The sequence below is a fragment of the Epibacterium sp. ABZ3_068 genome, assembly GCF_056159265.1.
The window spans coordinates 3109146-3134296 of the sequence record NZ_JBSWUV010000001.1; the positions used below are offsets into that span (position 1 = coordinate 3109146).

Here is a 25151-nt window from a genome sequence, read left to right on the forward strand (position 1 = left end):
CTTGATCACATGTCTTTATTCGTTGGATTTGGGTCAGAACGGCCCATCTTCCAGAACACCATCCGCGCTCATCTGGGCATAAAGCAGCCCTTCACGCAGCCCCCGGTCCGCAACAGACAGGCGATCCGTGGGCCAGCACCGTAGCAACGTCTGCAGAATGGCTGAACCCGACATGATCAAAGCCTGCCGGTCGTCGCCAATCCGGGGATCATGGCGGCGTCCGTTAGGACCGAGGTCTAGATACCCGCGTATGACTTTGTCAATCTGATCCGACGTCATCCTTAACCCGTCGACCTTGGTCCTGTCATACCGTTTAAGCCCCAAATGGGAGGCAGCCACGGTTGTGACGGTTCCCGATGTGCCAACGATCTGAAAGCCTTCGCGGTCTTGCTCGTCCTTGTAGGGAGCAAAATTGGCGAGGCTTTCTTCGAAAAACCAGCTCATCAAGGCAAAACGCGCAGAGTCGTCTTCAACATCGTTGAACTGGTCGCGCAGTGTCGCGACCCCCAGGGGAACACTGATCCAGTCGACGACCTTTGCGGCTGGAAAGGGGGAGTCAATGATCTGAAACCCCGCCTGAAGCCGCATGATGGCCGAGGGACGGTCCCGCCGCGGCACGGAGGACAGGTCAATCCACACCAGCTCCGTCGAGCCACCGCCAATATCGACAACCAAAAGCTGCTCGGTCTTGGTTGACACCAGCGGTGCACATGAAATCACGGCCAGACGTGCTTCTTCCTCGGGCTTGATGATTTCGAGCCTCAACCCCGTTTCACAGCGCACCTGATGGATGAAGTCTTTGGCATTTCTGGCACGCCGACAAGCCTCTGTTGCCACGAGGCGCATATTGCGCACCCGATGGCGTTTCAGCTTTTTCTGGCAGATACGCAGGGCTTGGATGGTGCGCGCCATTGATCCGCGCGACAAACGCCCGGTTTTTTCCAGACCGGCCCCCAATTGAACCGATTTGGAAAAGCTATCAACAACATGAAACCCGCTGCCCTTTGGCTGGGCAATGAGCATCCTGCAACTATTTGTTCCCAGATCCAAAGCCGCATAAAGGGCATCTGGGTCTGGACGGGCAGGTGCCGTTGTCTCAACCGCGCGGGGAAACGCACGGGCACCTTTCGAACGCCTGGGCGCCATGATTCACGCCCTCCGATTATCGTGTTATCAATAGAATATGGTGCCACTTGTCTTGGCGCAAGCGCGGGAGACGAGATTATGTGCAAATCGCAGGCACCAACCCCAAAGACTTTCATGAAGAGTGTGAAGATTATGAGCCTTGCTTGTGCTGGATTTCCAAACGCATTCCGCGTATTTCACGATCCGTCGAAAGGTCGCTGAAAACCTCTGGCGTGTCGAAAACCGACGCACGCCCGGTTGCAGTGCGCCTTAAAAACCACAAGTACCCAGACGAATAAGGGGATCAGAGCCATGCCGGACGTCACAATTGTTTACTGGCGGGATATCCCGGCGCAGGTCATTGTTGGCAAAGGCCGTCGCGGCACCAAACGGGTCCTGGATGAACGGTTCGAGCAAGCGATCGACCGGGCAGCCATGAAGGTTGGCGCAAAAGATGCGGATGCCTATCTGGCGGAATGGCGCAAGGCTGCTCCTTATGTGGTGGAAGGCGCGGCGGATGTCGTTGCCGAAGCCGAGGCCTCTCGTCTGGAGCAGGAGTATGATCAGGAGCGTCTAAAGGTTCTGATTGCCAACGACGGATGGGCGTAAGCCTTGGGATATTTGTGGGAGGCCGCGATGGCTTTGCTGAACTTCAAGAAACGCGACAGCGGTGCACAGCCGGTCAACCCGGAGGTTGAGGCCTTTCTGCAGGGCTATTCGATCGAGGTTATGCCGCGTACGGCCTCCAAAGTCGAAGATTTCCGGGAGCTTTTGCCAGCAGGTACCCGTGTCTATATCGCTCATATCGACGGCACCCCGATTGAAGACATGGTCGAGACCGCCAAGCGTATCAACGCTGAAGGATACTCGGTTATGCCGCATTTCCCGGCGCGCATCATCAAGGATAAGACGACGCTGGCGGATTGGATCGCACGCTATCAGGGTGAGGCAGACGTCAAGCAGGCGCTGCTGCTGGCAGGGGGCGTGGACAAGCCCCATGGCGAATTCCACTCTTCAATGCAGCTGTTGGAAACCGGCTTGTTTGACAAGGCAGGGTTCACCAATCTGCACGTTGCAGGCCACCCCGAAGGAAATAAGGACATTGATCCGGATGGCTCCCTGAAAAACGTCACCGAAGCGCTTCTTTGGAAACAGAAATTCTCGGAAACCACCGACGCCAAAATGGCGCTGGCAACGCAGTTTGCCTTTGATGCCAAGCCGATTATCGAATGGGCCAATGCCATCAAAGAGGCGGGTGTCGACATTCCGGTGCACATCGGGATTGCGGGTCCGGCCAAGCTGCAAACTCTGATCAAATTTGCCATCGCTTGCGGGGTAGGGCCGTCGTTGAGGGTTCTGCAAAAACGGGCCATGGACGTGAGCAAACTGCTCTTGCCGTATGAGCCGACAGACGTGCTTGCCGAATTGGCTGCTCACAAGGCGGCAAACCCAGACTTCAATATCACCAATGTTCATTTCTTCCCGCTGGGCGGGATCAAGACAAATGCGACCTGGGCTATCAACAATGGTGGCTCATCTGCTAAACCTGTGAACTCTTAAAGGATCAACTATGACCCGTACTGTTATTGAATCGAAAACGAAAACCACGATTATCGGTTTCGATCAGCCGTTCACAGTTATCGGTGAGCGTATCAATCCGACCGGTCGCAAGATCCTGAACGAAGAACTGGAGCGCGATGATTTTTCACGTGTGGAGGCCGATGCACTGGCGCAGGTTGCAGCCGGGGCAACGGTTCTGGATGTGAACTCCGGGGCAGTCTTTTCGAATAAGATGGCCGAAGATCCGCGGTATGCGGACAACAACTTTGTTGAACCGGACCTGATGACGAAGTTGATCAAGACGGTTCAGGCTGTGACGGATTGTCCGCTGTGCATCGACTCGTCGGTTCCTGGCGCATTGGAAGCCGGTTTGGAAGCGGCCGAAGGCCGTCCGCTGCTGAACTCGGTCACCGGTGAAGAAGAACGTCTGGAACTTGTTCTTCCTCTGGTCAAGAAATACAATGTGCCAGTTGTCGCCATTTCCAATGACGACACCGGTATTTCAGAAGATCCCGAGGTCCGATTTGCGGTTGCAAAAAAGATCGTTCAACGCGCCGCCGATTTTGGCATCCCAGCGCATGATATCGTTGTGGATCCGCTGGTTATGCCCATTGGCGCAATGGGAACTGCGGGACTTCAGGTGTTTGAACTGAACCGTCGTCTGCGGATGGAGCTGGGCGTGAACACCACCTGCGGCGCTTCCAACATCTCTTTCGGACTGCCGAACCGACATGGAATCAACAATGCTTTCCTGCCGATGGCAATGGCCACCGGGATGACGTCTGCGATCATGAACCCGGTTGCTTTGCCTGTTGGCCCCAAGAAGATCGCGGCGAAAAAGGAAGAACTCGCCGCAGCTGGTGTCATTCTGCCTGAGGGTATGGATGACGAGACTTTTGTGAAACTCTTTGGCATGGGCTCGACCAAACCACGCGCGGGCAAGGAAATGGAAGCCATCCGCGCTGCTAATTTCCTGACCAATAACGATGAAGGCGGCGCAGAGTGGATCCGCTTCAACAAAAGTGACGAAGACGGCGCATCCGGTCGCGGTCGTCGCGGAGGTGGCCGCCGCCGTCGCGGCTGATTCCCCAGGAACTCAAAAACAGCTGAAGAAAAAGCCGGGCCATTTACGCGCCTGGCTTTTTCTTTGTGTATCCAGAGCAGAAAGCGGCCACTAGGGCATACATAGAGTTTATCGGCTCGCGGGCCGTGGCCATTTGTGGGTTACGCACACGCCTTGATCTCATTCGTGACCAGGTCGATGACGAGCATTTGGGCTCTCAGATTCTGGGGGCGTATTGTCTCTGTTCCAAGTTATTCTCCTTCGCGAACATCTTTTTGACTTCGGGCGCGTCAGATTGCGACCAAAGCCTCATCTCCGATGACCGTGTATTTTTTGACATGACGCAGAACGCTCCAGGTCGTGCGCGCCAGTTTGTTGGCCAGCGCAACAGCAGCCTTGTTGTGCGGCATCCAACTCACAAACCCTCGCAGCCATGGGCCAAGACCGATCGCATCCCAGCGGTGCGGCCGCATGAGAATGACATTAGCGGCTTGCATGCACCAACAGAATCCTGAGATATCCATTGCCACGTTTACTGATCCGACCAAGGATGGTGCGCCCACCCGTGCTGAACTGACGCGGGACGAGGCCGAGCCACGCCGCGAAGTCACGCCCGCACGGTGATGCCTTGCTCGATCAGGAACGCCCGGATCTGATTGATGATGGAGGTGCGGCGTGCCACCAGCCTCGACCTAACCCGGCAGGTCCAACGGGTCCTGGCTTTCTCCGTCACCGTCCGCAGGTTCGGGCGCAATGCTGCTTCCGCAATGGCCTCTGCGTCGTTGTAATCGTTCTTCTGGCCCTTGTTGAATGGCTTCACATAGATCGCCCGGATGATCCGGGGCTCAAAACCCAGCTCTCGCAACGTGCGACTGACAAAATGCGCGCTCATGCAGGCTTTCATGCCGACAATACAGCGTGGAATCTTTTTAAACGTCGACTTCAACGCCAACCGCGTTAACTTCTTGGGCAGCACGCAGCCGACACATCCTATAGATCACAGATGCCGCATTGCCGATGAATTACCGGAATGCGTATAGCCTTCCAGCTTCACGCCAATCTAATGAAATGACGCCCTGTGCTGTTCAAACAGGGAGTCAATCTTGCGAAAGACTTTTCGAACGTGAGTAAGATTTCCGTCGTCTTGGTGTTTGACCAACCATTGCGTATGTTCGATGCTTTCTATTGGGGGCGAACATTGCTGTAGACGTGGCTCTGATGAGCCAATGAACACTGGAAGAATACACAGCCCCACGCCTGCCGCCGCCGCCTCCAAAACCGCTTGAGGTGAATCGCAAATTAGGGCCGCCGTGCCACCGACCTGCTGCCGCAACCAAAAGGATGAGGTGCCGGTTCCCCCAGCGACGGATGGGACGACCCAATCACAGCGCGCGTAGCGATGATCCGCAAATGCGTCTGGATGCGAGGCGCAGTATTCGATTGATCCATAAATCGCAAAACTAACACGGCCGATCCGCTTCTTCGTTACCCCTTGATTGTCGGGAACTTTGTTGCGCACGGCAATATCCGCTTCACGTCGCGACATGTTGAGGAAATTCGCACCTGTTAGCAGCTCAATTCGAGGTCCAGTGGAGCCCGTTGAAATGTCTCTCAAGTGTCGTGCCAAAAAGACGCTTGTCCAAAAGCCTGCCGTGACCCGTACAACTGGTCGATGATCAAGTTGCGAAAGCCACGTTTGAATCGACTTCGACTGCCCATCCATTTCCAGAACTCTACTAAGAAGCTCGCGACCGTGGGAGGTAAGGTCATATCCGGTTGAGGTTCTGTCAAAGAGCTGGACATCCAGGGTGTCTTCCAGGTGTCGCATCCTGCGGCTCAACGTCGGCGAACTTGACCCCGAAGTTACCGCCGCACCAACCAATCCGCCTTCTTGAGCAACAGCCAGAAAAAGTCGGAGATCATCCCAGTTTTGTATTTTGTTTTTGAAAGACATGTTTCGGATATTGCCGTCGAAAATGGGTTAACACCAACGTAAATAGTAAGCGAATTAGTGAAATAAAGCTTGTGTGTCATTTTCATTATTGGAACTCAAAGTAACAAAGGACATCATCCTCATGAAAAAAAACCATATCGTTGCGGTAACTTTCAAACCGAAGTCAGAGCATCTCACAGCCTTCACCGAAGCTATGCAATCGGTTAAGAGCGAATTGCCTTTGGTAGATGGGTGTACAGGTGTTCGCGTAATGACACACCACGACGACCCAGCGGTGTTTATGCTCATTGAAGATTGGGAAAGCGCAGACAAGCATGCAGCACATATCAATAATCTGGTCGCATCAGGCGCGTGGGCTGGCCTTGAGAAAATGCTCGCGGAGCAACCGACAAGTGTCGTCCTAGCACATTTCTAATCGATCGCGGTGGCCAGCCATCATTCTTGGAAACCAGCCGTTGACGCAAGTATGCGGAACCGCAGCAAAGTCCAAGGTTTGTGGCTGCTGTCAGCGTGAACTGCAGCGGCGATAAATCTGACAAGGAGGAAAGCGCAGGCGGATTTTGGTGCTATGGGGATAGTGGCTCAAGGCTTGGTGGGGGGGTGCTCTGAACCTTCTGTATCTCGTCTTTGCTATGTTGCCCCCGTCAGCTGCCTTGGCCGAGGTTGCTGACGGGGCGGTGTATGGCGTCTGAGCCTTGTGGGGTTGACCACGTTTGCTAGCGAGCCAGCACCGTCTCTCTTCATAGTCTCGAACAGTTGCATGTGGCCGATCAGGACCACGGATCAGAAGGAAGAGAACATGGAAAGATTAACACAGGACGCAATCATCGGCATAGATGTCAGTCGCGATTGGTTGGACATTCACATTTTGCCCTCCAACTGCAGTCAGCGACTGCCAAATACCGACGAAGGACATGAACGGTTGAGTGAGATGGCTCTGTGCGAACGCGCATTGGTGTGCTTTGAGGCCACAGGGGGACAGGAGTGGAGGTTATGGGCTGCACTGGATGCCGCGGGGATCAAGACACGGCAATTGCCACCCGCGCAGGTCAAGGCCTTCGCCGCGAGCCGGGGCACGCGCGCCAAGACGGACGGAAACGACGCTAAGTTGATTGCACTTTTCATGGTTTTCAGACCTGAAGCCGGGCGCACCATCCCACATGAAAAGATACGCTTTCTCAGAGCCTTGATGTCAAAGCGCGGTCAACTCGTCGAGACACGAAAGCGGCTACTGGCTCAGATCAAGGCACATGACAAGCAGGGTTCGGCTGACATGTTCGAAGCCATGAACGGCGAATTGAAAAACCTGCTGGATCGTCAGATCGCTGAGCTTGAAGCCCGGATCGAACAGACCATTGCAACCGATGAGAGCCTTGCAAGGACCGCCGACATCTTGCGTTCTGTTCCCGGTATCGGCCCCGTGGCAAGCACGATGCTGATCGCAGAGATGCCGGAACTCGGACAGATCACTGGTGAGCAAGCTGCCGCGCTGACAGGCCTTGCGCCAATCGCACATGACAGCGGCGCGATGCGGGGCAAGCGCACCATCGGCGGTGGTCGGCGACTGCTGAGGCATGTGATGTTCCAATCCGCGCTCGTCGCCAGTCACCACAATCCGGTTCTCAAGACCTTCGCCGATCGTCTGCGCGTTGCTGGAAAACCGCACAAGGTCGTAATCACGGCAGTCGCCCGAAAGCACATCACAATCGCCAACGCACTCGTCAAATCACGACAAAACTGGGCTCCTCAGAATGTATGATAAATACAGTTGCTGGCAGCTTGAGCTGCCGATCCACTTCGGTCGGCTGATCTGTCCGGGTCGGAGCTGCCGAAGAGCCATTTTCTGTCGCCGTAGACCTCCAGCAGTGCCGGGTTTCGGAGGCAGGGCCGTAACGTTTGATCCGGTTCCTCCGGATAGTGGACCCAGGTGTAATGGTTGGATCATCAAGCCGCATCCTGCCTGCGATCTGTTAAAGCGACCATCCAGCCTTCAAACGGTCTTCGATGGCTTCCTTCAGTTCAGGGTGCACGAGCATCTTTCGATGAATGGCGCGGCGCTGTAGCCGTTCAGTTCTGGCAGTTCATCGTGCGTATGTCGGTTCCGTTTGATATCCCGGTAGATCGTAGACGGGGCGCGCCCAATCTCTCAGCGATGAAAACTCGCAGTTTCCGAGACCGGCATTTTGGTTTCAAGCCACTTTGCAAACTTGCGTCGTTCATCCAGATTTGCACTTCGTTTGTGAAACCACCCGGCTACAGGGTATTATTGCGTAATGTGTATTATGTATATTATTGACTGGCCAATGCGTCCGAAACCAACGATTTTAGTTCTGCACGCGATGGATATGCGCTGGATGGCAGTAACTGCGTAAAGAAGATAACAGACAGCTGTTGTGCCGGGTCGATCCAGAAATATGTCGATGCGATACCGCCCCAGCTGAAATCACCAACAGAGCCTGCAGTTTCCGCACGTTCCGGATCCAGCAAAACAGAACCACCCAATCCAAAACCCATACCTTTCATCGGTTGTTCCGCAAAGCTTGTTGGGCCCATGTCCGCAATCTCTCCCGGCAGATGGTTCTGTCGCATGATGCGGGCTGTTTCCGGGTTGATAAGCTGCTGCTGATCAACTTTGCCATCACACAGCAACATATTGGTAAATTTGGCATAATCGTCGATCGTGCCAACCAGACCTCCACCGCCGGAGTAAAGAGATGTGCGCATGAAAGCCGAGTTTTCGCGGGCCTCCGAAAGGTGCAGTTTTGCAGTCTCAGATGTGACTGCATCTACGTTGAACCCGGCTTCCTCTCCGACGGAATACAGGGCCGCAAATCGATCCTTTTGATGCTTTTGCACACAAAAGCCCGTTTCATTCATCCCCAGAACGCTCAGGATTTCTTGGTGCAAAAACTCTGCCAGGCTTTGACCGGTGATGACCTCGATGACGCGGCCCAGAATGTCGATCGCAGTTGAATATTCCCAGCGCTGACCCGGGTGAAATGCCAAAGGCAGTTTGGCCAGTTCTCTAATTTGTTGCTCCAGCGCGCCTTTGTCGGCATTTAACGTGAAGCTGCTTTCCTTCATCGCCTGTGGCAGCAGACCTGTATTAAACGCATAGGAAAAACCGGCCTGATGGGTCAGAAGGTGCAGGATTGTCGGGGCTTGGCCTGGCTCTGTTTGGTCGATGTGCGTTGCGTGTGGACGCAAGGTTTTAGGGTTGGAAAACTCTGGCAGGATAGCATCAAGCGGTGTGTCCAGCTTCAGTTCGCCGCGTTCCACCAACATCAGTATGGCCAGCGATGTGACCGGTTTGGTCATCGAATAGAGCCGCACCACCGTGTCGCGTGTAAACGGTTGATTGCGCTCGATATCCCGCAGTCCGACGGCTGAGAAGAACCGCTCTTTGCCACCTTGATGGATCAGGACGGAACTTCCCGCATATTTGCCGGAGTCGATATATGACCTCTGCCAATCGGTAATGACTTTAAAAGGCATATCGCCAAAATTACTTTCCTAATTGGGACGGGTCAGCCCGATGCCGCCCGCATGGTTTCAAGAATGGTGGCGCGTATTGTGTTTTTTGTGCGGGCAAAATTGTCGGCTGGTAGCGCTGAAATCGCCTTGGCCTCCCGCAATGCGTACATCCACAGATCTTCCTGGTCTTCGGCGACAATGTCGATAAGACCATAGTTGCGTGCCGCAACCGGCCCGATGGTCTGCCCGGTCAACAGCAGACGTCGCACCACATTGGGATCCAGCATTTGGGTGACCAAAACGGTTTCTACAGGGCTGAGTTCAAGCCCGCTTTGAACGGCGTTGAAACTATACCCTGATTTGACCACCCCGATCCGAGTATCACAAGTCAAAACCAAGCTCAGCCCGGGACCGTGTATGTCACCATTTACAACAGCAACGGTTGGTGTCTTGCAGGAAAACAGAGTAAGCAGCGCTTGATCCATCGCGTCTTTAAAATCATGCGTATTCTGGTCGTTTTCTGTTCCCGTGGAAAACGCTTTGAAGGGGCTGCTGATCATAATGACCGCAACCTCCTCCGAGGTGTCCAAACGGTCAATCTGCGATGTGAAATCCAGTAAAAACGGGGCGGTAAACGCATTTGACGGACCATTGCCAAGCTGCAGTTCGACGATCCCTGCCCCGTGATCCCTTTGGTTCAACCATTCTTGCGACGTCATAGCGTATTCTCCGCTGATTATTCCATCTAGCGCGGTGATCCCCCTTGGGTCGAGGTCTTTCGCCGTAGGTAAAACCACGCAGTGGCAATTTCATGCCAGTTGAAGATGTTCAAAGCCTTACGAATACGCATTGCGGCGCAGAAAAATGCTGCAGGTCCACGATTTATGTCTCCAACCTGCCTTGGCTGTTCGCGCTATAGTCGAAATAAAGACCTTGACGACTCTGGGCTTTGGCATGCCAAGGAGGTTAATATGTGTCGGTGACGCTGATGTCTTTACAGCTTTGGGGATAAGCGGCATCGGCGATTGGCGGCATTGCCCTGATCTGCGGCACAACAAAAATGGAAGAACCAATGACAAAGCTTTTGATCCTGAATGGGCCTAACCTCAACCTGTTGGGCACACGCCAACCCGAAGTATACGGCAGTGAGACTTTGGCTATGGTCGAAGACAAATGTCGTGCGCATGGGACAAGCAAAGGCGCGGCGATCAGCTTCTACCAGTCCAATCATGAAGGTGAGCTGATCGATCAGATCCATGCGGCCAAAGGACCCCAGGACGGTATTATCCTAAACGCAGGCGCCTATACGCATACGTCGGTTGCCCTGATGGATGCGATCTTCTCGGTCGAAGTGCCGACGGTTGAGGTCCATCTCTCGAACATTCACGCCCGTGAGGAGTTCCGTCACAAATCCTATATTTCCCGCGCTGTGGTTGGGCAGATCTGTGGCTTTGGCTCTTTTGGGTATCTGATGGCTATTGATGCGCTGATGTCTCAGCTGGGAACCGAATAAGCTATGAGCGTTATTGAATTCCTGTCGTTTGTTGCCGACTGCAGAAGTCTTGAACAGCTGTGGAAAGGCTTTCAGGAAAAGATGGAAGAGTATGGTTTTGACCGGGTGCTTTATGGCTACACGCGTCACAAGGTTGCAAACTCCCTTGGGGATCCGGACGATTTCCTGATCCTGTCAAATCACGACAAGGCCTATATGGACGGTTTCCTGCGCAAAGGGCTTTATTTTCATGCGCCGATGGTGAAATGGGCGCTTGAGAATGAAGGTGCCTGCAGCTGGGGGCTGGCACATTCGTTGATGAGCAAGGGAGAATTGACCTCTAAGGCCATGGAAGTCTGGGATTTTAACCGCAAAATGCAAATGACCGCGGGATATACGATCAGTTTCTTTTCGTTTTCGTCGCGCTTCAAGGGGGCGGTTTCCCTGGCGGCGCGCAGCGGCATATCGCAGCTGCAGGTTGACGCGCTGTGGCACGAACACGGCGCGGATATTGAGCTGATAAACAAGATTGTTCACCTGAAGATCCTCACCCTGCCCTATGTGCCGCCAAATCGAAGCTTGACCAAGCGTCAACGCGAAGCCTTGCAGTGGGTTGGAGACGGCAAGACCACACAGGATATTGCAACCATTATGGGCTTAACCACTGCGACGATTGAAAAACACCTTCGTCTTGCGCGTGAGGCCCTGTGCGTCGACACAACGGCGCAGGCGGTTCTGAAAGCAGCCCTGAGCAATCAGATCTATCAAATCGAAGCTTAAAGGTGATGCGTAAGGGGCTGTTTTTAAAGGGCTAAGAAAAATAATCAGGTTTTTAGCACAGATTGCGCTAATGGTAAGGAAATCACTACTACAGTCCTGAAAGATATAGTAACATAATGCGCATGTTCCGTGAGTGGTGGCTTTGGCCAAGGAACGTCGGGTCTAATCCTTGCAATTTCAGGGCTCTTGGACTTGTCTGGCCGTGGGTGCATATTGATCTGTGTCCAAACCAGAATTCATGAGGGGTCCCATATATCCCCATCAATGGGACCCCTCTTTTTATTTTTAATTCCCGAAACTCTGCGACGTAAAGAAAACGGCTTGGACCGTTGTAGCTGCTGCATGGTCGATGCAGTGCGGCAGCGCTCTTTGCCTGTATTTTTCCGAACGGCAGACAAAAAAATCCGGAGCGTTTTAGGAAAACGCTCCGGATCTGAATTCTTAAACTCGAACTGAGTTTGGCTTAGGCGCCCTGAGCTGCCTTTGCAACTTCAGCTGCGAAGTCTTCTTTTTCGACTTCGATGCCTTCACCAACTTCCAGACGCACAAAACCGGTGATGGTTGCACCAGCTTCTTTTGCTGCGGCTTCAACGGTCAGGTCAGGGTTCACAACGAACTGCTGGTTCAGCAGAGTGGATTCCGCGATGAACTTCTTCATACGGCCCACGATCATCTTTTCGATCACCTGTTCCGGCTTGCCGGATTCGCGGGCGATGTCCATCTGAACCTGCTTTTCCTTCTCAACGATGGCTGCGTCCATGTCAGCTTCGGACAGAGCCGCCGGGTTTACAGCTGCGATGTGCATTGCAACCTGCTTACCAATGGTCTCGTCACCGCCGTTCATAGCAACCAGAACGCCGATTTTGCCCATGCCTGCGGTGGCTGCGTTGTGAACATAAGCAACAACGGTTTCACCTTCGATAGCCGCCATGCGACGCAGGTTCATATTCTCGCCGATGGTGGCGATTTTGTCGGTGATCAGCTCGGAAACCGGCTTGCCAGCGACTTCTGCTGCGTTCAGCGCGTCGATGTCCGAAACGCCCAGAGCTGCAGTCGCGATGCCGGACACCATCTCCTGGAATTCAGCGTTTTTCGCAACAAAGTCGGTTTCAGCGTTGACTTCAACTGCAACACCTTTGCCGCCATCTACGACAACTGCAACCAGACCTTCCGCTGCGGTACGGCCGGATTTTTTCGCCGCTTTGGCCAGACCTTTGGTGCGCAACCAGTCGATTGCCGCTTCCATGTCGCCATCGGTTTCGGTCAGCGCTTTTTTGGCGTCCATCATACCGGCGCCGGTGCTGTCGCGCAGTTCTTTCACGAGTGCTGCAGTGATTGCCATCTTTGGCTCTCCTCAATTCGAAAGGGATTTGGGGCAGGTCATACCCTGCCCCATATGTCAATCATGTGACATGCAGGAAGATCAGGCTTGGACTTCCTCAGCCACGGCCTCTTCAACCGGAGCTTCTTCGAACTCGCCCAGGTCGACGCCTGCCGCACCCAGTTGAGCGGACATGCCGTCCAGAGCTGCGCGCGCTGCCAGATCGCAGTACAGCGAGATCGCACGGGACGCGTCGTCGTTGCCCGGGATTACATAGTCAACGCCATCAGGGGAGCAGTTGGTGTCAACAATCGCCACAACCGGGATGCCCAGCTTGTTGGCTTCTGCAATTGCCAGCGCTTCTTTTTTAACGTCGATAACGAACAGAAGATCAGGAACACCGCCCATTTCGCGGATGCCGCCCAGAGACGCGTTCAGCTTCTCTTGGTCGCGTTCCATGCCCAGACGCTCTTTCTTGGTCAGGCCTTCAGCGCCGGTTGCCATGCGCTCGTCGATTTCCTTCAAGCGGTTGATCGACTGGGAAACGGTTTTCCAGTTGGTCAGCGTGCCGCCCAACCAGCGGTGGTTCATGAAGTACTGTGCGGATTTCTCAGCGGCTTCTGCGATCGGAGCAGCGGCCTGACGCTTGGTGCCTACGAACAGAACGCGGCCACCTTTTGCAACGGTGTCACGCACGGCTTGCAGAGCCTGGTCCAGCATCGGAACAGTCTGTGTCAGGTCCATGATGTGGATGCCATTGCGCGAACCGTAGATATACGGTGCCATGCGCGGGTTCCAGCGCTGTGTCTGGTGACCAAAGTGAACGCCAGCTTCCAGCAGCTGACGCATGGTGAACTCAGGAAGAGCCATGCCTTTATTCCTTTTCCGGTTTCAGTCCTCGGCGGGGGTCTTAGACACGTTTGCATCCAACCGGCGGTCTGTCAGGGATGTCTCCCCTGATCAGGCCAAACCCCACCTGCGGGTTCGAATGGCGCGCGTATAGTGCAGTTGATTTGGTTTGACAAGCGCCTGGAGGCGTAAAAAGCTGGTTTTCTGGCGCAGGCGATCATTTATTTTCGCGCGCCAAACCCTGTGTGGACCAATTCCTGACAGGCCGCAGCAAGGGTTTTGCGATTTTCAAAATCACGCGCTCTCAACGGCGGATGAAACACCACCTCGATTTTGCCCTGTTTTCGGGTCGCCAGGATCTTGAGCAGGTTTGCCCCAAAATCCATGTCCCCCCACCAGCCATAATACCGGTCCGGGGAGCCATCCGGCGCGTGATAGACAACCGAGACTGGCTGAATCGCAAGATGATCCTTCAGCTCACCGGTCAGAAACGGCGCAAAAAGTGTGGTTTTGAACGGTAGAACCCGGCATCCGTCTGTTGAAGTTCCTTCTGGGAAAAACAATAACTTATGGCCGGACCTTAACCTGTTTTCAAACAGCTCGGCCTGTTCGCGCGCCTTGGCGCGGTTGCGCTCTATGAAAACGGTTCCTGTGGCTTTGGCAAGCCAACCGATGCCGGGCCAATTGGCAACTTCGGCCTTGGATACAAAAAACACACGTTTGGCCGCATTGAGGGTGAAAATATCCAGCCAGGTGGAGTGGTTGGCAACAACCGCCCCCGGTTCGTTCATCGCGTGCCCGCTGATCCGATAGTCAAACCCCATGATCCACAGTGCGGCGCGGCTTACCATTTTGGGAAGATGGGAGGTGACCGGACGTCTGGCGCCAAAGAACAGACGTTCCACCATCCGCAGTAGCAACAGGAGCAGCAGCCCGCCAAATATCACCAGTGCCAGCACCGGGCCGCGCAGCACGATCAGCAGCCAGCCAAGGCCCGAAATCTCAAGCGGGTCCGGGGCGGTGTCGCTTTGCCAGCTGACAGACATGGCTCAGCGCTCTCCGGTGTAGATTTTGCGCTGACGTTCGTTCATGCGCGCCGTGTCGAGGATCAGGCAGACATCCGTGGTATTGAATGCATGGTCCACAAAGGCTCCATCACCGATAAAACCGCCCAGACGCAGATAGGCCTTGATTAGAGCCGGAATTTGCAACATCGCCGCGCGACGATCCAGATCATCTGCCGGGATCAGATCCATGCTCTGATAGGCTTTTGCCCGCACCCGCAGGTCTTTTGGGGCCATGTGGTTGTGATGTAGCATCGACAAGGGTGCAGCAAGCGCATCAAGGTCTGTTCCGTGAAAACTTGCAGTGCCAAAAAGCACTTCGATCTTGTGGGATAGCACATACTGCGACAGACCGTTCCACAGGTGATACATGGCCATTCCGCCGCGATACTCCTTGTGCAGGCACGACCGGCCCAGTTCCAATATCTTGCGTCCCGAATTCTGCAGCACGCTCAGGTCATATTCATCGTCAGAATAGAATTGGCCGATTTTCTCCGCCTGCTCTGAGCGCAGCAGCCGATAGACGCCGATCACCTGCCCGGTTGCATTGTCCTTGGCAATCATATGGTCAAAATAAGGGTCGAACCGATCCTGTTCCAGACCGGCCTCGTGATCCACCATGTCGCCGTCACCGCCCAATTCGCGGACAAACACATCGTATCGCAAGGCTTGGGCCGCGCGCAGTTCGTCGTCACTTTCGGCAATCTTTACGGTAAAATCTTGTTTGGGCTCAGCCATAGGTCTTCCGGGTCGGTTCTCACTTGCGCGCAGTTAGCCCATGAGGCACAGATCAAGCAAGTTTAAGTCAAATCTTCTGGAGTGAGTTAACGGTTCGTAAACCGTTTTCACAGATCAAAAACAGGGGTTAACGCAATCCGCGCGCCATCAAAAACCAGTTTTCCCTGATCTGGGAAATTTACTGTGATTTTGCCACCTGCGTTGGATTGAACCTGCCCCAAACCCCATTCGGGGTGATCTGGGTGTTTTACAAACATGCCAGGAGCAAGCACAGAATTGAGGTCAGTCATAACGGGTGGCCTACATCGGAGGAAAACATGGCTGTAGATAACGTTAATCTCGCCACTTTGATAGGGTCTCGTATTTGTCACGACCTGATTAGCCCGGTTGGCGCTATCAACAACGGGCTTGAGCTTCTGGGAATGGCGGGCGCTGTTGAAGGACCCGAGCTGGAACTGATTTCTGACAGTGTCGGCAATGCAAATGCGCGCATCCGTTTCTTTCGGGTCGCGTTTGGTGCCGCGGGTGATCAGGGCTTGGGGCGCGCCGAAGTTGTGTCGGTTCTGGATGATTTGAGCAAAGGCGGTCGTCTGAAATACCAGTGGAACCCTACGGACTCCGTCACCCGCGCAGAGGTTCGCTTGGTTTTTCTGGCGTCCCTTTGTCTGGAAAGCGCCCTGCCCTATGGCGGCGAAGTTCAGATGACCAAACTGGGCGAAAGCTGGAAGATCTCAGGAACGGGGCGCAAGGTGAACCATGATCCTGATCTCTGGGCTTGGCTAAAGGGAACCGGAGGCGCGACCAAGATCACGCCTGCCCTGGTGCAATTTGCGCTTTTGCCAACTCTTGCGTCTGAGCTTGGGCGCAGTATTGCGTTTTCGCACGATGAAACCAGCGTTTCGCTGACGTTTTAATCGCGTGATCCCAAGACTGAAAAAAGCGCCGGAGACCGGCGCTTTTTGTGTTTCTGTTGCTGCTCCGTTTAGCCGCGAACCGTTCCGTTGCCGCGCACCAGGTACTTAAAGCTGGTCAGTTGCGCTGCCCCAACCGGCCCGCGTGCGTGCATTTTTCCTGTGGCGATGCCGATCTCTGCGCCCATGCCAAATTCGCCGCCATCGGCAAACTGGGTGGAGGCATTGTGCATCAGGATCGCGCTGTCCAACTCGGCAAAGAACTGCGCCACGGCGGCGTCGTCCTCGGTGAGGATGCAATCGGTATGCTGGGAGTGATGCGCACGGATAAAGGCAATCGCCTCGTCAATATCCGCGACGGGCCGGGCTGCGATGATGGCATCCAGGTATTCTTTGCCCCAATCCTCATCTGTGGCTGTCACCATACCTTCCGGCCCTTTCAGGCCATCGGCTGCGTGGATCTCAACCCCGGCAGCAGAGAGCGCAGTCAGGATCTCTGCGCCAAGCGTGTCGACCAGATCCTGATGGATCAGCAAGCATTCCGCCGCGCCGCAGATTCCGGTGCGCCGCGTTTTGGCATTCAGCACCACATCCAGCGCTTTCTTTGGGTCTGCAGACTTGTCTACATAGATATGCACGATGCCTTCCAGATGGGCAAACACCGGCACGCGGGCTTCACGCTGGACCAGACCTACCAGGCCTTTGCCGCCACGGGGTACAATAACATCGACATAGTCCGTCATGGTCAGCAAGGCCTGCACCGCTGCGCGGTCGCGCGTGGGGATTAATTGCACCGCATCTTCGGGCAAGCTGGCTGCTTTTAAGCCTTCCACCAGGCAGGCATGGATGGCCTGGGAGGAATTGAACCCCTCTGAGCCGCCACGCAGGATCACTGCATTGCCGGATTTCAGGCACAATGCGCCGGCATCTGCGGTGACATTGGGACGGCTTTCATAGATCACGCCGATCACCCCCAGCGGGGTGCGGACGCGCTGGATGTTGAGCCCCGAGGGTTGATCCCATTCGGTCAGCACTTCCCCAACGGGGTCGCTTTGGCCCGCGATGGCGCGCAAACCGTCAACGATCCCCTGGATACGGCTCTCATCCAGTTTCAGGCGATCCATCATCGCATCACTCAGCCCTTTATCGCGGCCGAATGCCATATCTTTGTCGTTTGCTTCGATAATGCGGACGCGATTGGCCCAAACGGCATCGGCGGCAGTTGTCAAAGCCAATGCTTTGCGTTCTGCGCTGGCTGTCGCCAATTTTTCTGCTGCAGCCTTTGCGCGTTTGCCCAGATCTTCCATAAGGGCGGGAATATTTTCCAAGTCTATCATATCTCAGATGCCTTTGTTTTTGGCAGGCCGAAGAATGGCTTCGGCGGGAGTATTTCTCATCAGGATGAAAGACGCGAGGCGTTAAACCGCCTCAGAGCGCCATGTCATCGCGGTGGATCAGAGCCGCACGGGCAGGATAGCCCAGGATCTCTTCGATCTCAGCCGACTTTCGACCAAGGATCTGTTTGGCCTCTTCTGCCGTGTAACGGGCAAGCCCCTGACCCAGTTTGTGCCCGTCTGGGGAACGGATGGCCAGCGGTTCACCGCGGCCAAAGTCACCCTCCACATGACGCACACCTGCGGGAAGCAGGCTCTTTCCAGAGTTCAAGGCGCGAACGGCCCCCTCATCCACGGTGATCTCGCCGCGGGGTTTCATGGTCGCAATCCAGCGTTTGCGCGCGGTATGCGGATCCCCGTCGGCTGTGAACCAGGTGCAGTTGGCACCTTCTTCCAGCGTTTTCAGAGGATGCAGCGCCGATCCTTCGGTGATCACCATGGCGCAGCCGGCGGCTGTGGCCATTTTGGCGGCCATCAGTTTGGTGATCATACCGCCCTTTGAGAGGCCGGAAATACCGTCACCGGCCATGGTCTCGATCTCGGGTGTGATCTCGGTGATGGTGTCAAACCGTCGGGCATTGGGGTCAAGGCCAGGATTGGCGCTGTAAAACCCGTCGACGTCTGACAAAAGCACCAGACAATCGGCCCCCACGGTCACGGCCACCTGCGCGCCAAGGCGATCATTGTCACCGTACCGGATCTCATCCGTGGCGACCGTGTCATTTTCATTCACAATTGGCACCACCCCCATGCTCAACAGGGTGCGAAGGGTCGAACGCGAGTTGAGATAGCGACGGCGGTTGGCACTGTCTTCCAGCGTTACCAAGACCTGAGCGGTGGTAATCTGATGCGGGGCCAGCGCTTCCTCATAGGCGCGTGCGAGCTGAATTTGGCCAACGGCCGCTGCTGCTTGCGACTGTTCCAGCGCAAGATCTGCCGCAGGCAGCCCCAACACCCCGCGCCCCAAAGCAATAGAGCCGGACGACACAAGGATCACATCCTTGCCCTGCCCCTTTAGCCAGGCCACATCCGCAGCCAGGGTCTTGAGCCAGTCAGATTTCAGCTTTCCGGTTGCGCGGTCGACCAAAAGCGCCGAGCCGATTTTGACCACAACCCGGTCGGCTGCGGTCAGGGTTGCCACGGTTCGGGTTCCTCAGCAGGTTTTTGACGGATGCGATCTTCGGTGATTTCGCCGCGAACCGCGCGCAGAACCTCGTTGAGCCCTTCGCGGCTCACGCCGGAGAGCATCATCACAGGGCCCCCGACTTCGGCTTCCAATGCAGCGCGGGCCTCGGCGCGTTCTTCGTCGTCCAAAGCGTCAATCTTATTCAGCGCCGTAATGCGCGGTTTGGTGGCCAGCTCACCACCATAAGCTTCCAACTCGTTGATAATGGTGCGGTAATCTTCGGCCACGGTTTCAGACGTGCCGTCGATGAGATGCAGCAGAACCGAGCAGCGTTCAACATGCCCCAGGAAAAGATCGCCCAGACCACGGCCCTCATGTGCGCCTTCGATCAGGCCGGGGATATCCGCCATCACAAATTCCGCATTGTCGACGCCAACAACGCCCAGGTTCGGGTGCAGCGTGGTAAAGGGGTAATCCGCAATTTTGGGGCGCGCATTGGAGGTTGCCGCCAGAAAGGTGGATTTGCCGGCATTAGGCAGCCCTAACAGGCCTGCATCCGCGATCAGTTTCAGGCGCAGCCAGATGGTGCGGTCAATACCCTCTTGCCCGGAATTGGCCCGGCGCGGTGCCTGGTTGGTGGCCGATTTGAAGTGCAGGTTGCCAAAGCCGCCGTTGCCCCCCTTTGCCAGCAGAACTTTTTCGCCAACTTCAGTCAGATCCGCCAGAACTGTTTCTTCGTCCTCGTCCAGAATCTCGGTGCCAACGGGGACGCGCAGGATGATGTCGTCGCCGTCGCGGCCGGTACGTTGGCGCCCCATGCCGGATTGGCCGTTCTGGGCAAAGAAATGCTGCTGGTAGCGGAAGTCGATCAGCGTGTTCAGGCCATCAACAGCCTCGGCATAGACCGAACCGCCTCTGCCGCCGTCACCGCCATCGGGACCGCCATATTCAATGTATTTCTCGCGACGAAAGCTGACGCAGCCGTTCCCACCGCCGCCGGATCGAATGTAAACCTTTGTCAGGTCAAGGAATTTCATGTCAGCTCCTATGCGCGCCAGATCATGCGCGCGCGAATACGTCAAGTCGGGCAGGTGGTTTCGGCCCCTGCCCTTATACCGATTTTGCCTGCTTTACCGTAAACTGGCCGGAGGGCCAATCACAGTTTTCGGCTGTAGGTCCAAGTTGGAACATTTGCATCCCGCGCGACTGAAAAAGTCTCAGCATCGCCAAGATATTCAAACCCGCAATGGGTCAAAACCCGGGCCGAGGCCGGATTGTCCTGAAACGCGGTTGCAAACAATGTGGCGTCTTCAAACGGGTTTGCGTCGATCAGCGCCTGAAGTGCCGCCGAGGCCAGACCCGTGTTCCAGAATGTCGGTGCAATCCAGAAGCCAACCTCGGACTGGCTGCGGTCCATTCGTTTGAGGGAAATCACTCCCATCAGTTCCGCGCTACCGTCACGAGTGCCGTCAATCGCCCAGACAAACTCGTTCTGTTCCGCCTGCATAGCGCGCGCCACAAAGGCTTCTGTCGCTCCGGGCGGTAGAGGGTGCGGGATAGAGCTGGTCATGCCGGCGACGCGTATGTCAGCAGCATAATGGGAAATCAATCCCTCGTCGGATTTACGCAGCGGGCGCAAATCGAAACGAGGAGTTTCTATCGACGGCTGTGTAACAATTTCATCCAAGCTCATGTCAACGCTCCTCCTTTGAACGCAAATACGATGGCAAAACAATCTGTTTTGCGCAGTGCTGACACCTGTCCGAGATAGGAAGCGACATGTCGTCGTACAATATCGCTCCGCGACGCAACGGCCAGAACCCGCCAACCGATACGACCCTCTCCCTTAGGTGGAGTGATATTGATATTTCTTAACTCTAACATGTGTCCAGCGTCAAAAACGAAAAGGGACCGGCCTTATAGCCGATCCCCCTGAATTTTTTATAAACCTTTCAGGTTTCGGCTTACTCAGCGGCCTCCGCCACCGGGAGAACCGAAATAAAGGTGCGGCCTTTCAGGCCTTTTTGGAAGCTTACCGCGCCGTCAACAGTTGCAAAGATGGTATGATCTTTGCCCATGCCAACGCCTGCGCCCGGCCAGAATTTGGTGCCGCGCTGACGTACGATGATGTTGCCTGCGTTTGCAGCCTGACCACCAAACAGTTTTACGCCAAGACGACGACCGGCAGAGTCGCGACCGTTACGGGATGAACCGCCAGCTTTCTTATGTGCCATAAGTGTCTCTCCTTAGCCTCAGGCCAGCTCTTTGGCCTGTTCCACCCATTCGGGCTTCACTTTGATGGTGTCGATAGCAGCAATTGCGTCTTCGGACAAGGCTGCGATCTGGGCGAAAGTAGACAGACCTGCTTCTACCAATTTCTTGGCAGCTGCGGGGCCAACACCAGTCAGCTTGGTCAGATCGTCTGCGTCACCTGCGGCAGCAGCCGGAGCGGCTTTTGCAGCAGCTGCCGGAGCAGCGGAAGTTTCGCCTTTGCCGGTTGCAACTTTGATACCGGTTTTGTCTGCGCCAGACGCCAGGATCTCGGTGATCTTGACAAGGGTCAGTTTTTGACGGTGACCTTTGGTGCGCTTGGAGCTGTGTTTACGACGACGTTTGACAAAGTTGATGACCTTGTCGCCCTTGATCTGGTCGATCACTTCCGCTTGTACGGCTGCGCCGTCAACCAGAGGTGCGCCAACAACCGGAGCGTCACCGCCCAGCATCAGGATGTCGTTGAATTGAACAGTTTCGCCAGCGTCAGCAGCCAGTTTTTCGACACGCAGGATATCACCTGCCTGTACTTTGTACTGCTTGCCGCCAGTCTTTAGGACCGCGAACATTGCGTTTTCCTTTTGTTACCCGCGTCCTACGGTCCCCGTTAGGGTGTTTTAGGGGCCGTATGGTCCCACCTCGAACAGCGCGCCCTTAAGGGCGTATGACAGAATAATCCCGGCGCAGATAGAATCCGTGCCGGGATGTGGCCTTTTGCAGCCCAAAAGATCGGATGTCAACTGTTTTAATGGGCAAGGCTCAAATATCTTCGCTAGGCCCGATCTTTGCCAGACGATACGCAAGCTCTTCATAACGCGAGGCGGTTATTTCAAACTGGATTGCATTCAGCAAGCCGTAGACTTCCTGCATCTGCGGCGTTTCCAAGGCGGCTGAATAGGTCTCCAGCTCTCCATTGGTAAAGTCCTGATAGGCATAGGCTGAAGATGTCAGGCTACTGGCCTGCATATCCAGACGCATTTCACTCTCTTGTTCGGCCAACAGCTCTTTTAGGTCTTCGGACTCCATCTGAAGCTCGATGATGCCAGCTGCGGTGGCCGCCATGATAAAGCGGAACTGTACTTCCTGCACTGCTTTGACGGCGGTATCCCCCGCATCAACTGCCCGTCCCATTCGTTTTAGGATTTCGATACGGGCATCGCCATCCTTCAGAAGATCGGAAATGATCCGCTCTCCCGCTATGTGCTTTGTCTCATCATCTTCGATCAGATGAGCTGCATTTTCTGCTTTGACCAGCCGTTGACCAAGGTCTGTCGCATAAAACGCTTCGGCATGGGAAAGTGCGTCGTCGCTCAGCGCTTTTTCGAGGAAATCCAAGGCCTGTTTGCGCATACTATCCAGCGCGAACACATCATCGGCGATGCCGGTCCATTCTGGGCCGAAGTCTTTTGCATTCAGTCCGATGATACCCGGTGCATTTTCTGCTGACAGAGCGATACTGTCGAGCGCGACGTCAAATCCGGTTACGTTCAGGAAAGTCTCGATCCGCGTGCGATCTGCGGCGTAAACAGCGGCCGACTGCACCGTCAAAATGCAAAGACCAACAACGAAAATCAGGGTTCTGGGGAGTAAGTTTTTTGGAGCCATGAACAAGAGCTTAAGCCAAAGACTGTTCAGGACAAGGAAAAATGCACTCATACAACAAAAGTTTGATTTTCCGCTTGCACCCCCTGCCCCCGACCTTTAAACGCCCCCTCACACTCCACCGCGGAGAGGTGCCGGAGTGGTCGAACGGGGCGGTCTCGAAAACCGTTGTCCCTTCACGGGGACCCAGGGTTCGAATCCCTGTCTCTCCGCCATTTTCAAATCATGCATATGATTTCCTCCTAACACCTTGAACGGCAAGGTGATTTGTGGGGTTCGAATACCCTTTTCTCTGTCATATGAAATCGGCTCAACAAAGGCCAAATTCAGGACAGTACGCTTCCACTCTAATCCGCCATTCTGCCATATACTCCAAGGGTTTGAGAGGAATTGAAGGGCGAGTTCGAATAGATCCTCGAAGGTGCAGGTTGGAACAGTTGGTTTCTCCGCTTTTTCTTGCAGAATTAGCTTCTCTCGCTCCAGCCCCGCTATTTTGCGTTCATAGGCCGCAATCACGGTCGGTTGTTCCGCGTCAACAATGCGGTCGAGCAAAGACTCGATTTTGCGATCAAGGGCCGTGAGTGATGATTTTATGGCGCTGAGGCTCTCGTTGGCTTGCTGGGTGCGAATGTCCCATGCGCGCCTAAACATGGCCGTAGCGGCGGCTACAAGCGCTGGCTGGGGCTCTAATTCGGCTAGGACTTCTTCAACGGCCCCTTCAATGTCATCGCGACGAATGGATTTGCGGTGCTGTGAGCAGCCGCGCGTTTTGCACCAGTAGTAGGCGTGGCGTTTGCCAGTTTTGCTGCGCGACCACGAGGCCGTCAGGCGCTGACCGCAACAGGAACGGGTGACAAAGCCGCGCAATGGGAAGGCTTCGTTGATGTCTTGGCGGTTTGCTGCCTTGACGCTTTTGCCATTCAAGCGGTCTTGAATCTTCTCATGGGTCTCGATGCTGACAATTGGCTCATGATGACCTTTGCGCGGAGACACGCCCCAAGATGGCGCTTCGATAATGCCAGCATAGACAGGACGATGCAGCAGATTGTCGATGCGTTGCGGGTGGATATGACCTGTTTTCGTGCTCTTGGGATACGCTGGTTGATCCTGAAGAAAGCGCTGGATTTCAGCTTTGGTCTGGAAACGTCCCAAAGCAAAGCCTTCAAGAGCCTCTTGGATGAGAGAGGCCACGGGCTCATCACGCACAAGAATATTGCCATGAGCCGGATCACGAGCGAACCGATAGCCCACAGGGGCACTAAAAACGTAATATCCCTTTTCCACCCGTGCCTTCATTTTCTGGATGGTCTGGCGGCGATTTTGCTCCCGCTCCAACTCCCCCTGTGCCGCAAAGATGGTTTCGGCAAAGCGGCCTTCCGGTGTTTCTTCGAATTTGAAATTGAGACATTCAACATCAGCATCGCGTGCCGAGAGTTCGTTCCGAAGTTGTATATGAAACTGCGTGTCGCGGGCAAAACGTTTAAGGTCGTCAAAGACTATCACATAGTTTTTGTCGGGTTGTGCATCGAGATAACTGAGAAGCGCCACCATGCCGGGGCGTTTGAGGAATGTGCCACCGCCAGAAGCGTCATCTGGGAAGACCATTTCGACCTCATAGCCGCGTTCTTCTGCATATTGGCGACAGCGGTGCTCTTGGCTCTGTAAGCCGCTACCTTGGGTTTTCTGCCGCGTGCTGGAAACACGGCAATAGATCACCGCTGGTCGCGATATGTATTGATCTGGTTGCGGTGCTAGGTTGTTGATTTCGTTCATTACTCTCCTCCTTGTGGTTTTTTGTTGTTTGCGAGGTCTCCTTTACTGTGACGGATTTCGCTTCCTGCTGCAAAAATGCCGTCGAGAATTGGGTCGATTTTATCCACAGCAAAGCCAAGATCGACAAATGCGACCATGATTGACCAAAGCGTTTCCAACAGCTCCCGTTGCTGCGTTTCGCTCAAGTCGAGGTCTTTGACGTGCTCAGTGTAGAGCGCGGGCTCAAGAATGAGTGCCGGGTATAGAGGCTTCTTTATTCCATGGGAGTTGAAATTCATTCGGAGGCATTCAGGCTCTTCATCCTCGGCACTTTTCGTAGCGTGTAATTTCTTCATTAGCGGCGCTCCAACTCGATCTGACGAGACTTTGCGGGAGCGTTTTCCCGGTGCAGTTCCCGATCTTTATTGTATGCGCGGCGAGATAATTCTGACACACGAAGGATTTCATCGGGTTTGAAGCTATGGGATTCATGAAAGTCACCGTTTTCATCCCGGTAGCTCTTTGAAATTTCTATTGTGGTGAACTGGCCTTTGCCGTCTTTTCGCTCGTTTCTCCACCCGCGCGCTTTCAGTGCTCCGTCTCGCAGTGTGAAGGCTGGTTCGTTGTTTTCCATGGCGTACCTCTCTTTCGTTTGCCAAAAGGAATTGAACATAC

At 54.8% G+C, this 25151-nt stretch carries 28 protein-coding genes, 1 tRNA gene and 2 pseudogenes; 9 read left to right on the forward strand and 22 right to left on the reverse strand.

What is annotated here, in order from left to right:
- Positions 1–33: 33 nt before the first annotated feature.
- Positions 34–1146 (reverse strand): Ppx/GppA phosphatase family protein, encoded by a 1113-nt coding sequence (locus tag ACXAEW_RS14900; RefSeq protein WP_474942068.1) that lies wholly within the window; start codon positions 1144–1146, stop codon positions 34–36.
- Between the two features lie 291 nt (positions 1147–1437).
- Here ACXAEW_RS14900 and ACXAEW_RS14905 point away from each other — a divergent pair, with 291 nt between their 5' ends.
- From ACXAEW_RS14905 to ACXAEW_RS14915, 3 genes are read left to right on the forward strand one after another with little or no spacing between them, the layout of a single operon-like run.
- The gene (locus tag ACXAEW_RS14905) at positions 1438–1734 is read left to right on the forward strand and encodes a virulence factor (RefSeq protein WP_474942069.1); all 297 of its coding nucleotides are present in this window, start codon (positions 1438–1440) and stop codon (positions 1732–1734) included.
- A gap of 27 nt (positions 1735–1761) precedes the next feature.
- Positions 1762–2685, forward strand: a complete 924-nt coding sequence (locus tag ACXAEW_RS14910; protein WP_474942070.1) for a methylenetetrahydrofolate reductase — start codon at positions 1762–1764, stop codon at positions 2683–2685.
- Positions 2686–2695: 10 nt separating this feature from the next.
- Positions 2696–3769: a methyltetrahydrofolate cobalamin methyltransferase gene (locus ACXAEW_RS14915; RefSeq protein WP_474942071.1), complete on the forward strand. Its 1074-nt coding sequence runs from the start codon at positions 2696–2698 to the stop codon at positions 3767–3769.
- Positions 3770–4038: 269 nt separating this feature from the next.
- Here the strand turns inward: ACXAEW_RS14915 and ACXAEW_RS14920 are convergent, their stop codons facing one another.
- The 4 genes and pseudogenes from ACXAEW_RS14920 to ACXAEW_RS14935 form a co-directional block, all read right to left on the reverse strand.
- Entirely contained in the window at positions 4039–4245 is a 207-nt protein-coding gene (locus ACXAEW_RS14920; RefSeq protein ID WP_474943079.1) for a hypothetical protein, read from the reverse strand.
- Positions 4233–4366: pseudogene (locus ACXAEW_RS14925) on the reverse strand (transposase); the annotation flags it as partial. The pseudogene ACXAEW_RS14925 and the gene ACXAEW_RS14920, both read right to left, overlap by 13 nt.
- Positions 4356–4652 carry an IS110 family transposase gene (locus ACXAEW_RS14930; RefSeq protein WP_474943045.1) on the reverse strand — a complete coding sequence of 99 codons (297 nt, stop codon included), beginning with the start codon at positions 4650–4652 and terminating at the stop codon, positions 4356–4358. The gene ACXAEW_RS14930 and the pseudogene ACXAEW_RS14925, both read right to left, overlap by 11 nt.
- 156 nt (positions 4653–4808) lie before the next feature.
- On the reverse strand, positions 4809–5702 hold the full coding sequence (locus tag ACXAEW_RS14935; protein WP_474942072.1) for a LysR family transcriptional regulator: 894 nt from the start codon (positions 5700–5702) through the stop codon (positions 4809–4811).
- A 121-nt stretch (positions 5703–5823) separates the two neighbouring features.
- On the opposite strand from ACXAEW_RS14935, the gene ACXAEW_RS14940 reads away from it, so the two are divergent.
- Positions 5824–6117, forward strand: coding sequence for a putative quinol monooxygenase (locus ACXAEW_RS14940; protein ID WP_474942073.1), 294 nt, complete (start codon positions 5824–5826; stop codon positions 6115–6117).
- 384 nt (positions 6118–6501) lie between these two features.
- The gene (locus ACXAEW_RS14945) at positions 6502–7461 is read left to right on the forward strand and encodes an IS110 family RNA-guided transposase (protein ID WP_474940063.1); all 960 of its coding nucleotides are present in this window, start codon (positions 6502–6504) and stop codon (positions 7459–7461) included.
- 530 nt (positions 7462–7991) lie between these two features.
- Here ACXAEW_RS14945 and ACXAEW_RS14950 read toward each other — a convergent pair.
- Together ACXAEW_RS14950 and ACXAEW_RS14955 are read right to left on the reverse strand one after the other, a co-directional pair.
- The gene (locus tag ACXAEW_RS14950) at positions 7992–9197 is read right to left on the reverse strand and encodes a serine hydrolase domain-containing protein (RefSeq protein ID WP_474942074.1); all 1206 of its coding nucleotides are present in this window, start codon (positions 9195–9197) and stop codon (positions 7992–7994) included.
- 32 nt (positions 9198–9229) lie between these two features.
- Positions 9230–9895, reverse strand: coding sequence for an enoyl-CoA hydratase/isomerase family protein (locus ACXAEW_RS14955; protein ID WP_474942075.1), 666 nt, complete (start codon positions 9893–9895; stop codon positions 9230–9232).
- A 353-nt stretch (positions 9896–10248) separates the two neighbouring features.
- Here ACXAEW_RS14955 and aroQ point away from each other — a divergent pair, with 353 nt between their 5' ends.
- Both aroQ and ACXAEW_RS14965 read left to right on the forward strand, forming a co-directional pair.
- On the forward strand, positions 10249–10689 hold the full coding sequence (gene aroQ, locus ACXAEW_RS14960; RefSeq protein ID WP_474942076.1) for a type II 3-dehydroquinate dehydratase: 441 nt from the start codon (positions 10249–10251) through the stop codon (positions 10687–10689).
- 3 nt (positions 10690–10692) lie between these two features.
- Positions 10693–11448, forward strand: a complete 756-nt coding sequence (locus tag ACXAEW_RS14965) for an autoinducer binding domain-containing protein (protein ID WP_474942077.1) — start codon at positions 10693–10695, stop codon at positions 11446–11448.
- A gap of 463 nt (positions 11449–11911) precedes the next feature.
- Here ACXAEW_RS14965 and tsf read toward each other — a convergent pair whose 3' ends face one another.
- From tsf to ACXAEW_RS14990, 5 genes are all read right to left on the reverse strand, one after another.
- Entirely contained in the window at positions 11912–12790 is an 879-nt protein-coding gene (gene tsf, locus ACXAEW_RS14970; protein ID WP_474942078.1) for a translation elongation factor Ts, read from the reverse strand.
- An 81-nt stretch (positions 12791–12871) separates the two neighbouring features.
- Entirely contained in the window at positions 12872–13639 is a 768-nt protein-coding gene (gene rpsB / locus ACXAEW_RS14975; protein WP_474942079.1) for a 30S ribosomal protein S2, read from the reverse strand.
- A gap of 200 nt (positions 13640–13839) precedes the next feature.
- Positions 13840–14664, reverse strand: coding sequence for a lyso-ornithine lipid O-acyltransferase (gene olsA / locus ACXAEW_RS14980; protein WP_474942080.1), 825 nt, complete (start codon positions 14662–14664; stop codon positions 13840–13842).
- A 3-nt stretch (positions 14665–14667) separates the two neighbouring features.
- On the reverse strand, positions 14668–15420 hold the full coding sequence (gene olsB, locus ACXAEW_RS14985) for an L-ornithine N(alpha)-acyltransferase (RefSeq protein WP_474942081.1): 753 nt from the start codon (positions 15418–15420) through the stop codon (positions 14668–14670).
- A gap of 107 nt (positions 15421–15527) precedes the next feature.
- Positions 15528–15710: a DUF3553 domain-containing protein gene (locus ACXAEW_RS14990; protein WP_474942082.1), complete on the reverse strand. Its 183-nt coding sequence runs from the start codon at positions 15708–15710 to the stop codon at positions 15528–15530.
- Positions 15711–15737: 27 nt separating this feature from the next.
- Here ACXAEW_RS14990 and ACXAEW_RS14995 point away from each other — a divergent pair, with 27 nt between their 5' ends.
- The gene (locus ACXAEW_RS14995; RefSeq protein WP_474942083.1) at positions 15738–16334 is read left to right on the forward strand and encodes a histidine phosphotransferase family protein; all 597 of its coding nucleotides are present in this window, start codon (positions 15738–15740) and stop codon (positions 16332–16334) included.
- Positions 16335–16402: 68 nt separating this feature from the next.
- On the opposite strand, the gene ACXAEW_RS15000 is transcribed toward ACXAEW_RS14995, so the two are convergent.
- The 7 genes from ACXAEW_RS15000 to ACXAEW_RS15030 form a co-directional block, all read right to left on the reverse strand.
- Positions 16403–17668 (reverse strand): glutamate-5-semialdehyde dehydrogenase, encoded by a 1266-nt coding sequence (locus ACXAEW_RS15000; protein ID WP_474942084.1) that lies wholly within the window; start codon positions 17666–17668, stop codon positions 16403–16405.
- A 91-nt stretch (positions 17669–17759) separates the two neighbouring features.
- Positions 17760–18866, reverse strand: coding sequence for a glutamate 5-kinase (gene proB, locus ACXAEW_RS15005; RefSeq protein WP_474942085.1), 1107 nt, complete (start codon positions 18864–18866; stop codon positions 17760–17762).
- Entirely contained in the window at positions 18854–19888 is a 1035-nt protein-coding gene (gene obgE, locus ACXAEW_RS15010; RefSeq protein WP_474942086.1) for a GTPase ObgE, read from the reverse strand. Before obgE ends, proB begins: the two co-directional genes overlap by 13 nt.
- Before the next feature lie 119 nt (positions 19889–20007).
- Complete coding sequence (locus ACXAEW_RS15015; protein ID WP_474942087.1) at positions 20008–20544, reverse strand: GNAT family N-acetyltransferase; 537 nt, start codon at positions 20542–20544, stop codon at positions 20008–20010.
- 271 nt (positions 20545–20815) lie between these two features.
- On the reverse strand, positions 20816–21085 hold the full coding sequence (gene rpmA / locus ACXAEW_RS15020) for a 50S ribosomal protein L27 (protein ID WP_474942088.1): 270 nt from the start codon (positions 21083–21085) through the stop codon (positions 20816–20818).
- 18 nt (positions 21086–21103) lie between these two features.
- Positions 21104–21691 (reverse strand): 50S ribosomal protein L21, encoded by a 588-nt coding sequence (locus ACXAEW_RS15025; protein ID WP_474942089.1) that lies wholly within the window; start codon positions 21689–21691, stop codon positions 21104–21106.
- A 190-nt stretch (positions 21692–21881) separates the two neighbouring features.
- Positions 21882–22664: a DUF2059 domain-containing protein gene (locus tag ACXAEW_RS15030; protein WP_474943046.1), complete on the reverse strand. Its 783-nt coding sequence runs from the start codon at positions 22662–22664 to the stop codon at positions 21882–21884.
- Between the two features lie 185 nt (positions 22665–22849).
- On the opposite strand from ACXAEW_RS15030, the gene ACXAEW_RS15035 reads away from it, so the two are divergent.
- A tRNA-Ser gene (locus ACXAEW_RS15035) sits at positions 22850–22939 on the forward strand.
- A gap of 541 nt (positions 22940–23480) precedes the next feature.
- Here ACXAEW_RS15035 and ACXAEW_RS15040 read toward each other — a convergent pair.
- The 3 genes and pseudogenes from ACXAEW_RS15040 to ACXAEW_RS15050 all read right to left on the reverse strand — a co-directional run.
- Positions 23481–24497, reverse strand: a pseudogene (locus ACXAEW_RS15040) (recombinase family protein); the annotation flags it as partial.
- Positions 24497–24832, reverse strand: coding sequence for a hypothetical protein (locus ACXAEW_RS15045; protein WP_474942090.1), 336 nt, complete (start codon positions 24830–24832; stop codon positions 24497–24499). The pseudogene ACXAEW_RS15040 and the gene ACXAEW_RS15045, both read right to left, overlap by 1 nt.
- Positions 24832–25110 carry a hypothetical protein gene (locus ACXAEW_RS15050; protein WP_474942091.1) on the reverse strand — a complete coding sequence of 93 codons (279 nt, stop codon included), beginning with the start codon at positions 25108–25110 and terminating at the stop codon, positions 24832–24834. Before ACXAEW_RS15050 ends, ACXAEW_RS15045 begins: the two co-directional genes overlap by 1 nt.
- Positions 25111–25151: the final 41 nt, after the last annotated feature.

Excerpts from the sequence above, each read along its gene's own strand:
- ACXAEW_RS14900 (WP_474942068.1), bottom strand. The coding sequence starts at position 1,146 with ATGGCGCCCAGGCGTTCGAAAGGTGCCCGTGCGTTTCCCCGCGCGGTT.
- ACXAEW_RS14905 (WP_474942069.1), top strand. The coding sequence starts at position 1,438 with ATGCCGGACGTCACAATTGTTTACTGGCGGGATATCCCGGCGCAGGTC.
- ACXAEW_RS14910 (WP_474942070.1), top strand. The coding sequence starts at position 1,762 with ATGGCTTTGCTGAACTTCAAGAAACGCGACAGCGGTGCACAGCCGGTC.
- ACXAEW_RS14915 (WP_474942071.1), top strand. The coding sequence starts at position 2,696 with ATGACCCGTACTGTTATTGAATCGAAAACGAAAACCACGATTATCGGT.
- ACXAEW_RS14920 (WP_474943079.1), bottom strand. The coding sequence starts at position 4,245 with ATGCAAGCCGCTAATGTCATTCTCATGCGGCCGCACCGCTGGGATGCG.
- ACXAEW_RS14930 (WP_474943045.1), bottom strand. The coding sequence starts at position 4,652 with ATGAAAGCCTGCATGAGCGCGCATTTTGTCAGTCGCACGTTGCGAGAG.
- ACXAEW_RS14935 (WP_474942072.1), bottom strand. The coding sequence starts at position 5,702 with ATGTCTTTCAAAAACAAAATACAAAACTGGGATGATCTCCGACTTTTT.
- ACXAEW_RS14940 (WP_474942073.1), top strand. The coding sequence starts at position 5,824 with ATGAAAAAAAACCATATCGTTGCGGTAACTTTCAAACCGAAGTCAGAG.
- ACXAEW_RS14945 (WP_474940063.1), top strand. The coding sequence starts at position 6,502 with ATGGAAAGATTAACACAGGACGCAATCATCGGCATAGATGTCAGTCGC.
- ACXAEW_RS14950 (WP_474942074.1), bottom strand. The coding sequence starts at position 9,197 with ATGCCTTTTAAAGTCATTACCGATTGGCAGAGGTCATATATCGACTCC.
- ACXAEW_RS14955 (WP_474942075.1), bottom strand. The coding sequence starts at position 9,895 with ATGACGTCGCAAGAATGGTTGAACCAAAGGGATCACGGGGCAGGGATC.
- aroQ (WP_474942076.1), top strand. The coding sequence starts at position 10,249 with ATGACAAAGCTTTTGATCCTGAATGGGCCTAACCTCAACCTGTTGGGC.
- ACXAEW_RS14965 (WP_474942077.1), top strand. The coding sequence starts at position 10,693 with ATGAGCGTTATTGAATTCCTGTCGTTTGTTGCCGACTGCAGAAGTCTT.
- tsf (WP_474942078.1), bottom strand. The coding sequence starts at position 12,790 with ATGGCAATCACTGCAGCACTCGTGAAAGAACTGCGCGACAGCACCGGC.
- rpsB (WP_474942079.1), bottom strand. The coding sequence starts at position 13,639 with ATGGCTCTTCCTGAGTTCACCATGCGTCAGCTGCTGGAAGCTGGCGTT.
- olsA (WP_474942080.1), bottom strand. The coding sequence starts at position 14,664 with ATGTCTGTCAGCTGGCAAAGCGACACCGCCCCGGACCCGCTTGAGATT.
- olsB (WP_474942081.1), bottom strand. The coding sequence starts at position 15,420 with ATGGCTGAGCCCAAACAAGATTTTACCGTAAAGATTGCCGAAAGTGAC.
- ACXAEW_RS14990 (WP_474942082.1), bottom strand. The coding sequence starts at position 15,710 with ATGACTGACCTCAATTCTGTGCTTGCTCCTGGCATGTTTGTAAAACAC.
- ACXAEW_RS14995 (WP_474942083.1), top strand. The coding sequence starts at position 15,738 with ATGGCTGTAGATAACGTTAATCTCGCCACTTTGATAGGGTCTCGTATT.
- ACXAEW_RS15000 (WP_474942084.1), bottom strand. The coding sequence starts at position 17,668 with ATGATAGACTTGGAAAATATTCCCGCCCTTATGGAAGATCTGGGCAAA.
- obgE (WP_474942086.1), bottom strand. The coding sequence starts at position 19,888 with ATGAAATTCCTTGACCTGACAAAGGTTTACATTCGATCCGGCGGCGGT.
- ACXAEW_RS15015 (WP_474942087.1), bottom strand. The coding sequence starts at position 20,544 with ATGAGCTTGGATGAAATTGTTACACAGCCGTCGATAGAAACTCCTCGT.
- rpmA (WP_474942088.1), bottom strand. The coding sequence starts at position 21,085 with ATGGCACATAAGAAAGCTGGCGGTTCATCCCGTAACGGTCGCGACTCT.
- ACXAEW_RS15025 (WP_474942089.1), bottom strand. The coding sequence starts at position 21,691 with ATGTTCGCGGTCCTAAAGACTGGCGGCAAGCAGTACAAAGTACAGGCA.
- ACXAEW_RS15045 (WP_474942090.1), bottom strand. The coding sequence starts at position 24,832 with ATGAAGAAATTACACGCTACGAAAAGTGCCGAGGATGAAGAGCCTGAA.
- ACXAEW_RS15050 (WP_474942091.1), bottom strand. The coding sequence starts at position 25,110 with ATGGAAAACAACGAACCAGCCTTCACACTGCGAGACGGAGCACTGAAA.